Genomic DNA, 11611 nt, shown 5'->3' on the forward strand with positions numbered 1-11611 from the left:
GTACGAATTTGGATTACCCATTTAGCTATCGCTCCACACGTCTAGAACACGACCCATTTTGTATTGAAGGCTTTTATCGATCGCCCGTAAAACTCTATCGACGTTGATCCGTGAGGAAACGGAACGACACGACTCATCTCGCTTGTCTTCTGTAACGGTAGATTAAGATCCTTGCAATAACATTGAGAACACTCTCGCTTCGCTAAGGAAAGCGTTACTTTTAGAGGGATAGTGAGACGTTGAAACACCATGAGTAACATCCAACGATATCAGTTAAAATGCACGCTTTCCTTCGGAGATATTTACGGTCAGATCATCGCTTGGTTAATCGTTATTTTCCTAAGTTTGGCATCCGCAATGGCACTCATGGGAGCAAGCCGCCCGATCTACGCATTAGCAACAGTTGGCCTAGTGTTGGTCTTGTCACTACCGTTCCTGCTATTTGCCTTTGTAACGACGCTGCTAAACCACATTGAAATTGCGGAAGCAGATCCTGTTTCTCAAACCACCTTACCGACAGCGAGCCAGAGACCCGCGACGGCAAATTCGTAGTCAACAAATTCGTAGTTCGTAAGCTACGAGTGATGCCAAACTCCTGGCGTTGACGCTTATCTCAAATTACGAACTACGAATTTGAAATTACGAACTATCATGGGTTGCGTAGAGTTTTGAGGCGATCTTGTGTCAGAAAAGCGGAATCGTTGGCTGATAAATGTGGTGCTGATTGTGGCGACGGTTGGACTGCTGGGGGTAACGATGATTCCCCTGCTAACGTCTGCGCTGAGTGGCGATGCCCAATCGAAAGCCAGCCCTAATCCCAGTCAGTCGGCTTCTTCCGACGGTCGCAAGGTAGAGCTTGAGGCGCAAGCAAAGGGCTATGAGGCCGTGCTGCAAAAAGAGCCAGACAATCAGGTGGCGTTGCGCGGCCTGCTTGATGCGCGGCGGCAATTGAACGATCCAAAGGGCATGGTAGAGCCGCTCGAAAAGCTTTCACAACTCAATCCAGGCATGACGGAATACGCGGTGCTGTTGGCTCAGGTGAAGCAGTATAACGGCGATCACGAGGGGGCCGCGCAAACCTATCGCGAGGTGCTGCAAACGAAGCCTGGAGATCTACTATCGCTGCAAGGATTAGCAGATTTGTTGGTGAAACAACAGCGTCCTGAAGCGGCGATCGGGCTGTTGCAAGACACGCTCAAGCAAGCCCCTGCTGCTAACAAGAACCAAGCGGGAAGTGTAGATACGACAGCCGTACAGGTGTTGCTCGGAAAGGTGTTTGCAACTCAGAAACGCTACGACGAAGCGCTGAATGTGTTTAATGAGGCGATGCGGAGTAACCCAAATGACTTCCAGCCTGTGTTGTACAAAGCACAAGTGTTGAAAGAGCAAGGCAGAGACGATCAGGCGAAACCGCTCTTCGATAAAGCAGCGTCTTTAGCTCCGGCTCAATTCAAAGATCAGATCAATAAATTTGCGGCGGCTCCTCCGTCCTCAGCGCCTAATCCTTCCGCGCCAAGCGATGGATCAAATTCCAGTAATCCTGCTACTGGTAATTTTGCGGCTCCAGCGAAGCCTGAAAGCAGTCCTGTCCCCGCAACGAAGAATTAACTGCGATCGCTCGCAGTGTTTAACAAAGATAGCGGCCAGATTTAGCAGATCTGGCCGCTATCTTTTAAAAAATCTGTTTCTAAACTTTATGCTTGGGAATCTCGCTGCATCAAAGCGTCTCTTGCCTGCTCGCGATCGTCAAAGTGAATCTTCTCGGTTCCCAGAATTTGATAGTCTTCGTGTCCCTTGCCTGCAATTAAAACGCCATCTCCTGGTTTCGCTTGCAGAATTGCGGTGTGAATTGCCGTGGCCCGATCTGCAATCACGGTTGGCGTGATGGAGGCTGGAATGCCTTCTACCACATCGTCTAAAATTCGGGCTGGATCTTCGGTGCGGGGATTATCTGAGGTGACAATAATTTGATCGGACAGCGTAGCGGCAATGTTGCCCATCAAAGGGCGCTTGGTGCGATCGCGATCTCCCCCGCAGCCAAACACACAAATCATTTGGCCGGAAATAAATGGTCGCGCCGCTTTCAGCATATTTTCTAAACTGTCAGGCGTATGAGCATAATCAACAATCACGCTAATGTCTTGATTGGGGCTGACTTGGACTTGCTCCATGCGGCCTGGCACGCCAGAAAAATGAGGGAGCGCTTGCGCGATCGCATCCAGCTCCAATCCCAACTCCAACCCCGCTCCTACGGCTGCCAACAGATTTGCCAGATTGAACTGACCAACTAACGGCGACTGAAACGGCACGTCTCCCATCGGGGTATGCAAAGTTCCGCTGACTCCGGCTGGACTGTAGCTCAAATCGCTTGTCCACAAATCGGCGGGTTGCTGTGTGCTATAGCTCCAAACGGGCTGCTTGATTTGTTCAATCAGACGCTGCCCATAGGGATCGTCGAGGTTCACGATGGCTCGTCCTTTCAGATAAGACGGACTAAACAACAGCGCTTTTGCCGCAAAATAGTCTTCCATGTCTTTGTGATAGTCGAGGTGGTCTTGCGTCAAATTGGTAAACACCGCCACCTCGAACGGACAGCCTAGCACTCGCCCTTGATCGAGCGCATGAGAACTGACTTCCATTACCCCATACTCACAGCCTGCTGCGATCGCTGCCGCAAATTGCTGCTGAAGTTCTACCGCGAACGGAGTCGTGTGAACTGCCGTTTGCTGAAACCCCTTCCATCGTGTGTAAAGGGTTCCGAGCATTGCCGTATCTTTACCAGCTTGATTCAACAAATATTCGATCAGGTGAGTAGTGGTGGTTTTGCCGTTGGTTCCTGTGACCCCAACCAGCTTCAGCTTCGCGGCGGGATGATTGTAAAACGCAGTCGCAAGGTGAGCGCAGGTTTGGGTTATGTCGATCGCCGGAATCACCAACGGCGCATGGTCTGATGCAAACACCGGGTCGCCCATAGCTCGACTGGCAGCTTCGGGAGAAACAATTGCCGCGATCGCACCTGCCGCGATCGCTCCTTGCCAAAAATCGCCCCCATCCACGCGAGTTCCTGGCATTCCGATAAACACATCTCCGGGCTGACAAGCAAGCGAATTGGTTGTTAATCCTTTTACCTCTGCACTAAAGGCTGGATGAGTTGGAAGCTCGCCCAAATTGGGGAGCGTTGCCAGTAACTCTCTAAGCTGCATACATTCACTCCTTGCCTGTGAGGATTGTCGGTCTACTGATTATCAACCTGCTGAGCAATATTTCTGTAACAGGCTTTCCAATTGTTGAACAGTAGCGCGAGGGGAGAGCCGAGGCAAGGGCACAAGCTGGGAATTTGACGGATTTTCTAGAAATAGAACTGGAATTTCGTATTGATAGGCTTGAAACCACTCCTCACGAGTCGTAATATCGCGCATTTCTAATTCAAACGTCGGGTGCTGGACTTGCCCTAGCTTTTCCTGCAGTCCTTCGCAGAGGTGACACCCTGGTTTGCTATAGAGAATGAGCTTCATGATCAATCTTAGAAACGCCTTGCTGTCTTCTATTTTATCTTTGAAGATTTATCTTTGGAGGGGTGTTGCTGATTTGGGTAGAGGATGTGAGGATGAGGGCAACAGCAGTGGGTAAAACGGTAAAGACTGATTTGCTTTCTAAACGCTATGCTTTTGTAGAAAGCAGCAATCGCTCGTCCTACAAACTCCGAATTGGTGAGCGAGAAGTCCGGATCAATAAATGAGAACTCTTCAGCCATAAATGAGAACTTCCTGGTTACAAGTAGGAACTCTTTGGTTACAAATGAGAACTCCCTGGTTACAAATAGGAACCCTTTAGCCACAAATGAGAACTCCCTGGCTGCAAATAGGAACTCCGAAGCAGTAAGCCAGGACTCATTATTTAACGTGAATTCGGGATAAGACGATTAGAGCGGGTTGGGTGGCGTTGCCACAATTCGGGGGACTTTCCCCCCGCGCCCCCGCCTGTCAGGAGACGGAAGCCGTCCCCCGACACCCCCTCGCTAAAGGAAATGAAAGGGGACGGGTCGAGAAGCGAGGGCGGTTGGAACGTGGCTTTGGCACTGATGGCTTAACCTGAATTGACGTTATTTAAGCGCTACTAACTTTCAATGTGAAACGTGTATGGTTGCCGTCATCCTCGCTCTTTAAGATAGCTAACAGGCTTTCCCCGTGTATGAGGAAGGCAAGAGGTGAGGAACAACCCTACCCGCATTCAGCACCGCTTCTGAAAGTTATTCTTGCCGTTTCCAAAGACAAATCAGAACAAAGGTGGTGTGAGAGTCTGTTCCCAAAAATTGCGGCTGCAAAGAGTGATTCCTTGCAGCCGCGATTCTTATAAAGGTCTAGGGAGGCAGACTCACTCTAGCTTGTGGTTGCGGAAAAAGAGCCGGAAGAAGAGTTTCTCTGCCTCGATCCAAACAAACATCAGTAAGCTGACTCCAACGCAAATCAGGAGTTCGGTAGAGCTTAGAAGGTGCGTTCCAAAGAAGTCCCGTAACGGTGCAACATAAATGAGCGCGAGTTGTAGAAGGCTGGTCAGAATGACGGAACCCCACACATAGGGATTGGTGAACGGGTTGAGTTCGATCGTTAGGCGCGTGTTAGAGCGGATTGCGATCGCGTGTCCCATCTGCGCCAAACATAAGGTCGTAAACACCATCGTTTTCCAGCGTTCCGGGTCGCCGCTCTGCTGCGCGTACTGGTATGACCATCCCATCAGCCCGATCGATAGAATTGCTAAGACAATGCCAATTCGGATCATGTAAGCGCCTAATCCACGGGCAAAAATGCTTTCCCCCGGATGGTTAGGCGGACGATTCATCACATCTGGTTCTGCGGGTTCGACGGCTAATGCTAATGCCGGTAGACCGTCGGTGACTAAGTTCATCCATAAAATTTGCAGAGGCGTGAGCGGAACACCGCCCGCCCCCACAACCAAGGGAGACGCGGCGATCGTCAAGACTTCGCCAATGTTCGACCCCAAAATGTACTTAATGAATCGACGAATGTTGGTGTAAACGACTCGTCCTTCTTCCGTCGCGGCCACGATCGTGCTGAAGTTGTCATCAAGCAACACCATATCGCTGGCTTCTTTGCTGACATCCGTTCCGGTGATACCCATAGCGATACCGATATCCGCTTGCTTCAGCGCGGGAGCATCATTCACCCCGTCGCCCGTCATCGCCACAATTCTGCCTTTCTCTTGAAGCGCTTGCACAATGCGGAGCTTATGTTCCGGGGCAACACGAGCGTAAACGCTCACGCGATCAACATGTTGCCCAAGTTCTTGAAAGCTCATTTGCTCCAACTCGCGTCCGGTCAACACCTCGTCTCCCGGTTTAGCAATCCCTAAATCTTGTGCGATCGCTTGGGCCGTTAATTGATGATCGCCCGTAATCATCACCGGACGAATGCCTGCCTGCCGACAGCGCACCACCGCATCGCGAACTTCTGGACGAGGCGCATCCAGCATATCAATCAAGCCTAGCCAAACTAACTCCTTTTCCGTCGCTTCGTCGGTGCCTTCACCAGGAACCGTTTGCAACGGTTTGTAGGCAAACCCCAACACGCGCAGACCGTTTCTCGCCAAGCCGTTGTTGCGATCTAGAATTTGCTGCCGTTGGTTGGGTGTGATTGGCTCGACGCGATCGCCAATTTGAATTTGGGTGCATCGCTCTAACACCAGTTCAGGAGACCCTTTCGTAAACAGCAAATAGGGCATAGATAGAAAATCGGTTTCAGCCTGCAATAATCCGGCGGCATCTTTCACAATCACGCTCATGCGTTTGCGCTCTGAAGAGAACGGAAACTCTCCAACCCGGGAAAGCTTGCTATTCCACTGGTCGCGCTCAAATCCAGCTTTCGCAGCAACCGTTAGCAGTGCGCCTTCGGTCGGATCACCTAGAATTGCCCACTGTCCGTCTTGCTGTTGCAAAATCGAATCGTTACACACGGTACAGGCCAGGAGTAACGCTCTTAGCTCTGGGTGATCGGTTGCAATCAACTTAGCATTTTCTGACGTTGAAAATTCCCCTTCAGGGCTGTATCCGTGTCCACTTACTTTAGGATTTAAGCTAATCGTGTGCAGCGATTGCACAACCATTTTATTTTGCGTTAACGTTCCGGTTTTATCTGAACAAATGGTGGTGACTGACCCCAGCGTTTCAACCGCAGGCAGCTTACGAATCAGGGCTTGACGACGCACCATCCGCTGCGTTCCCAAGGCTAACGTTACCGTAATGACGGCAGGCAATCCTTCTGGTACAACCGCAACCGCCATGCTAAGTGAGGTTTCGAGCAGATCTTTAAATCTGCCTAAATCGCGAGTCACGATGAGTCCGCCAATCACCACGATCGCAACTAAGATCAGTGCCCCGGCGACCAGAACGTTGCTGAGTTGACTCATCCGTTGCTGAAGCGGTGTTGGTTCTGTCTCCACTGCCTGCAACATCGCGGCAATTTTGCCGATTTCAGTTCGCATTCCGGTTCCAGTGACTAAAACCGTTCCCCGACCCTGCACCACTTCTGTGCCTTGATACACCAGATTAATGCGATCGCCGAGTGACGTGTCTTCCGGCAAATGCACCTTCGCATTCTTATTGACCGCTTGCGCTTCTCCAGTCAGCGCCGATTCTCGAACCTGTAAGTTGATCGCTTCGACTAAACGACCGTCTGCCGATACCTGAACCCCCGCTTCGAGCAACATCACGTCGCCCGGCACGAGATCTTTAGAATCAACTTCGATCGTCTTACCATCTCGCAACACGCGCACTCTAGGCGATGCCAACTGCTTAAGCGCCGCGAGCGCTTTTTCGGCTCGACTTTCTTGGAGATAGCCCAAAATGCCGTTGAGAATGACGATCGCAAGGATGGCGATCGTATCTTTAAAGGGAATCTCCCCTGGTTTCAGCGCTCCATTTCTCCAGTCCAACAAGTCCAAAACACCAGAGATCAAGGCGACCGCGATCAGCATGATCAGCATGATGTTTTTGAACTGGTCGATAATAATCTCAAACGTGCTACGTCCGCCCGTTTCTTCCAATTCGTTCAGACCGTATTTTCCTTGACGATCGCTGACTTGCGATTCCGACAGTCCGGTATGCTGATCACTTTGAAGTAGCTCTAGCGATCGCGGTGCTTCTAGAGTGTGCCAAGCAGTATCCAGCTTTGGTTGAGCGTGTGCAGACATAGAACGAGTAGGTAGAGAATGAATGCTTACAGTTCCTCATGATAGTGCTTAACTAAAAAATACAGCACTAAAACTTAGTGCAATTTTTTAACTTAGATTATAGAATCGAGACATCAAGCCCTTTGGTTTCAGCTATCTAAGGTCTGAACTGTCTACAGAGCTCTATTTTCCGTGATGGTTGGAAACCCGTTTAGTTTTAAAGCGTTGGTGGGTCGTCGATTGGAGTTGCGGCAGGTCAGCCAAATTTTGGCTGAAGATGGCGATTTGTTATTGGCAGGTGTTCCAGGCATTGGTCGGCGCACGCTAATTCGAGCGGCGGCAACTGAGGCAAAGGCAAGGGTGATCGAAATTGATTGCCTTCGTGCAACAGACTACAGGCGATTTTTGCAGCTGTTGGCTGAGGCAATTTTGACCACGTTTGAAGCAGACGAAGAAGTTGCCTTTATTCAGCACTGGAGTCAAGATCAGCCGTTTACGTTAAAGCCATCCACTAGTGGGCGTTTGGTGCTAGTTTGGCATGTTGCGCCTAGCAAAGAGTGGTTATTGTTTGAAGCGTTGCTGACATTGCCGCAAGTGTTGGCAGAATGGTTAGATTGTCGAGTTGTGCTGGTGTTTCAAAACTTTCCGCACATTCGATCATGGGATCGAGGCGGTAGATGGGAGCAGTATTTGCGCCAAGAGATTCAGCGTCAGTCTCGCGTTAGCTATGCCCTGATTGCCACGGTTGCAGAACGGTGGACGAAGGATGCGGATGTCAAAGTGATTCCATTAGCCCCGTTGCCAGATCAGGAATTACACGCCTGGGTTATTGAGGCAATGGCAACAAAAGATCTCGCGTTTGATCTCGAAACTCAGGCGCTAGAGCTATTTCTGGGCTGCGTTCAAGGACATTTTGGCGATGCGATCGCGCTGGCTCGCCGTGTCTGGATCGAACTCCTCAACAACCCATCTCCTCAAATTCAACCCCATCATGTTTACCAGAGTGCGATCGCGCTGGTTGAAGATCTCTCCGTTACGTTTGAATCACTGATTCTGCTGTTACCCAGTAGCCAGGTGCGGGTGCTAGAAAGTTTGGCGCTTGATCCAACCGATAGCCCTCATGCGCGGGAATACATTCAAAAACACAACTTGTCTCGCGGTGGCGGATTGCAAGGTGCGTTGGCGAGTTTGGAGCAGAAAGGCTTGGTGTACGGAGCAGAGCAAGGATATCGAATCGCGTTGCCGATGTTGGCGTTTTGGTTGAAGTATCGGTTGGGGTGAGTGGCACGGATCTGGTAACAGTTGAATAGCACTCCTGCTTCATGCCGTAGAACGCTAAGGCACAAACACCGTTAACGCCTTCGGAATCAATCGAAAATGAGCAGGTGTATAGGTTGTGATTTCTCCATCGGTATTAATGGCGCGGGGTTTGCGCGTATAAACAAAAAATTCTTTGCCTTGCCACGTTTGCACCCACTTCGATTTATGTTGCGTGCCTCGACGCATTGGTGGCAACACCAGCAACATTTGCCACCAATGCTCAATTTCTAGGCTGTACAAATCGAGACGCTGATCATCAATCGTCGCATCTTCTGCGACTGCCATTCCACCACCATAGTATCGACCATTTCCCACAGCAATCTGAGCTGTTTTGACCGTTGCTGAGCGGCCTTCCATCCGAATTTCGGCGCTAAAACGGCGGCTGTTGATCAATACCTGTAATGCTGTAGCGGCATAGGCAAAAACCCCCCACTGTTTCTTGGCTTGTTTCGTTAATTTACGGGTAATATCAACACTCAGCCCCATACTCGCCACATTAAAAAAGTATTTCTCATTCACCCAGCCCACATCGATCGCATGGTGCTTTCCGTCAGCAATAATTTGACAAGCTTCGGGCAGAGTTTCCGGGATGCCTAATGTCCGGGCGAGATCGTTAGCGGTGCCAAGTGGAAGAATGCCAAGCGGTAGCTTTGTGTCTACTAGCCCCTCGATCGCTGCATTCAGCGTTCCGTCACCACCGCCAATGATCACCAGATCCGCGCGATCGCGATACTTTCGGATCACATTAGGCAATTGTTTGGGATTGTCAGTTGATTCTTCAAACAACTCAAAATCGAGGGCTTGAAGCTGCGCGATCGCGGCATCCAACGCCTCTTTGCCTTTGCGAGCATGACGATTGACGAGAAGTAATGCACGTACCATAGAACAAACCGGGAAAGGACGACGGATAAGCGTTTTTTGACAGTCCTTCTCTCACAGGAGAAGGATTTAGAATGAGGCAGAAGATATGATTTGAGCAGTTACTGCTCGGCTCCTATTTCATATTCTGCCTTAACGCTCTTTTCAATACATTCTTCGTGAGATAGTCTTCACTATCATAGGTGAAGATGGAAATTCGGTTTGGGCTCTGATGCTCAATGGCATCTCAACAAGGCAGAACGACATGACTAGCTCGATGGATCGCACAGCAAGAAGTCCTCGGACGCTTCGACCCTTTGGGGTATATGCTCTGCACGGCTTAGCCGCGCGGCAAGACAAGCTGATCGCGCTCGATCACGTTAGAGGATATCTTCTACAAATCGATCCGCTCACAGATAATACGATCGTTCTTAATCCCCACCACGTTGAACTGTTTGAAGATGCAACAGGGTTGGCGGTTTGGCAGGAGACGGTTTGGTTCACGAAAGAGGATAGCGTTTACTACTGCGATTTTGAAACGTTCTCGCCTCAACTTTTTGCAACGTTGCCCTACCCTGCCGACGGGGTTGGAATTTGGGAATCAACGGTGTATGTTACATGTCAGAAACTAGGTTATATCCTGGTTTACGAACGCGATACGGGTCGAAAGATTACTCAATTCGCGCTGCCAGGCGTCGGGAGTACCAACCTCACGCTGCGAGATGAAGAACTGTGGCTGTGCGATCGCACGGAACAAACGGTTTACTGTCTAGATCGAGCCACCGGAGAATTGCAGTTCAATGTGTTGACGCCGTTTGAGAGTCCGACTGGACTTGCGTTTGCTCCCGATCCCCTCTCGAACCAAGCAACGCTCTATGTTGCCTATGCTGGAGAAGAGGCTTATATTCGCGACAATCCGAACGAAGATCCGAGCCACGAATTAACCTTTCGCGATCGCACCTTTATTCATCCGCTCTACGCTCACTACAACCAACAAGAGCGCTATGCCCTCTCGAATGGATATTTGCTAGAAATGTCCTACATCGAAGAGTTGCTGCCGCTCGATGCTGTGGATTTGGAAGATTTGGAGTGGCGAATTGCGTTGCCAGCGGAAACCCATCGTCAGAAAGTGCGCCATGTTGAAGCGATCGGGCTGCCGTTTACCGAAGAAATTAAAGATGGGCAACGAGTCGCTGTGTTTAAGTTTGCCGCGCTGAAAGCAAATGAGCGACACATCTTTGGCTGGAAAGCCTTGCTCGAAGTTCGAGGTATTAAATATCAAATTAATTTTGATGATACGCACCGAGCGCCTGAGCTGCCGCCAGACTTTCAGGCCCGTTATCTGGTCGATGATGATGAATTGGCGATGGATAAACCCGTCATTCAACAAGCGGCAAAAGAGGCGATCGGCACTGAGACAAATGTGTTGCGGAAGATTTTGAAGATTCGCAACTTTGTCTACGATCGCTTGTCCTATGGAATTAAGCCCCACATCGATCCACCTGATGTGGTTTTAGAACGCGGAATTGGTTCTTGCGGAGAGTATGTAGGTTTACTGCTTGCGTTAGCCCGTTTAAATGGAATTGCTTGTCGCACTGTCGGGCGCTATAAATGTCCGCCGTTCGGCGATCGGCAAAATATTCCGCTAGAGCCAGACTTTAATCATGTGTGGCTAGAGTTTTATGTTCCTGGCTTTGGCTGGTTGCCAATGGAATCGAATCCCGATGACATTATTGAAGGCGGACCTTACCCAACCCGTTTTTTCATGGGCTTACCGTGGTATCACGCCGAGATTGGCAAAGGCATTACGTTTGAATCGCTGCGAAGTCAAGGAATTCCGGTGGGCGATTTGGTCGATGTTTCTGTCGGAGACCTAGCGATCAATCATATTCGGTTTACGATTTTAGGAGAACTGGAATAGAAGAGGGTGATAGGGCGAACGCATACGTTTCTTCATAATTGCAGCTGAAGAGTTGAACTGATACGGAAGAGGGCATAGAATCCAGAACAATCCTGGCTTCGAGGCAAGTTTTTCCATGATGGATGCCGCTATTATTCCGCTCAAAGAACACTTCAGCTCGCTCGAAGACCCACGGGCACAGCACAGCATTGAGCATTTACTCCTGGATCTTGTCTTGATCACGATTTGTGCGGTGATTTGTGGAGCCGATAATTGGGTTGAGATTGAAAATTACGGTAATGTCTCAGACATGTTGTTTGGGTCTAAATGACTAGTCCAAAGGCGATT

General features: G+C 49.9%; 10 protein-coding genes and 1 pseudogene. 7 read left to right on the forward strand and 4 right to left on the reverse strand.

Going from position 1 to position 11611, the window contains the following annotated elements:
- The first annotated feature begins 249 nt into the window (after positions 1–249).
- Positions 250–552 (forward strand): hypothetical protein, encoded by a 303-nt coding sequence (locus AC5JLB_RS07920; protein ID WP_495873286.1) that lies wholly within the window; start codon positions 250–252, stop codon positions 550–552.
- A gap of 129 nt (positions 553–681) precedes the next feature.
- Complete coding sequence (locus tag AC5JLB_RS07925) at positions 682–1608, forward strand: tetratricopeptide repeat protein (protein WP_495873287.1); 927 nt, start codon at positions 682–684, stop codon at positions 1606–1608.
- An 86-nt stretch (positions 1609–1694) separates the two neighbouring features.
- On the opposite strand, the gene AC5JLB_RS07930 is transcribed toward AC5JLB_RS07925, so the two are convergent.
- Together AC5JLB_RS07930 and AC5JLB_RS07935 are read right to left on the reverse strand one after the other, a co-directional pair.
- A complete protein-coding gene (locus tag AC5JLB_RS07930) occupies positions 1695–3203 on the reverse strand; it encodes a UDP-N-acetylmuramoyl-L-alanyl-D-glutamate--2,6-diaminopimelate ligase (RefSeq protein ID WP_495873288.1) in 1509 nt (502 codons plus the stop codon).
- A 42-nt stretch (positions 3204–3245) separates the two neighbouring features.
- Positions 3246–3515: a glutaredoxin family protein gene (locus tag AC5JLB_RS07935; RefSeq protein WP_495873289.1), complete on the reverse strand. Its 270-nt coding sequence runs from the start codon at positions 3513–3515 to the stop codon at positions 3246–3248.
- A gap of 92 nt (positions 3516–3607) precedes the next feature.
- Here AC5JLB_RS07935 and AC5JLB_RS07940 point away from each other — a divergent pair, with 92 nt between their 5' ends.
- Complete coding sequence (locus AC5JLB_RS07940; RefSeq protein WP_495873290.1) at positions 3608–3739, forward strand: hypothetical protein; 132 nt, start codon at positions 3608–3610, stop codon at positions 3737–3739.
- Positions 3740–3936: 197 nt separating this feature from the next.
- Entirely contained in the window at positions 3937–4095 is a 159-nt protein-coding gene (locus tag AC5JLB_RS07945; protein WP_495873291.1) for a hypothetical protein, read from the forward strand.
- 279 nt (positions 4096–4374) lie between these two features.
- Here AC5JLB_RS07945 and AC5JLB_RS07950 read toward each other — a convergent pair whose 3' ends face one another.
- Positions 4375–7206, reverse strand: a complete 2832-nt coding sequence (locus AC5JLB_RS07950) for a cation-translocating P-type ATPase (protein ID WP_495873292.1) — start codon at positions 7204–7206, stop codon at positions 4375–4377.
- Positions 7207–7380: 174 nt separating this feature from the next.
- On the opposite strand from AC5JLB_RS07950, the gene AC5JLB_RS07955 reads away from it, so the two are divergent.
- A complete protein-coding gene (locus tag AC5JLB_RS07955; protein ID WP_495873295.1) occupies positions 7381–8466 on the forward strand; it encodes an AAA family ATPase in 1086 nt (361 codons plus the stop codon).
- A 54-nt stretch (positions 8467–8520) separates the two neighbouring features.
- Here the strand turns inward: AC5JLB_RS07955 and AC5JLB_RS07960 are convergent, their stop codons facing one another.
- Positions 8521–9387: a lipid kinase gene (locus AC5JLB_RS07960; protein ID WP_495873293.1), complete on the reverse strand. Its 867-nt coding sequence runs from the start codon at positions 9385–9387 to the stop codon at positions 8521–8523.
- A 241-nt stretch (positions 9388–9628) separates the two neighbouring features.
- Between AC5JLB_RS07960 and AC5JLB_RS07965 the strand changes: the two genes are divergently transcribed.
- Both AC5JLB_RS07965 and AC5JLB_RS07970 read left to right on the forward strand, forming a co-directional pair.
- On the forward strand, positions 9629–11284 hold the full coding sequence (locus AC5JLB_RS07965; protein WP_495873294.1) for a transglutaminase domain-containing protein: 1656 nt from the start codon (positions 9629–9631) through the stop codon (positions 11282–11284).
- Positions 11285–11399: 115 nt separating this feature from the next.
- A pseudogene (locus tag AC5JLB_RS07970) lies at positions 11400–11561 on the forward strand (transposase family protein); the annotation flags it as partial.
- Positions 11562–11611 lie beyond the last annotated feature (50 nt).

Source organism: Myxacorys chilensis (assembly GCF_059505265.1).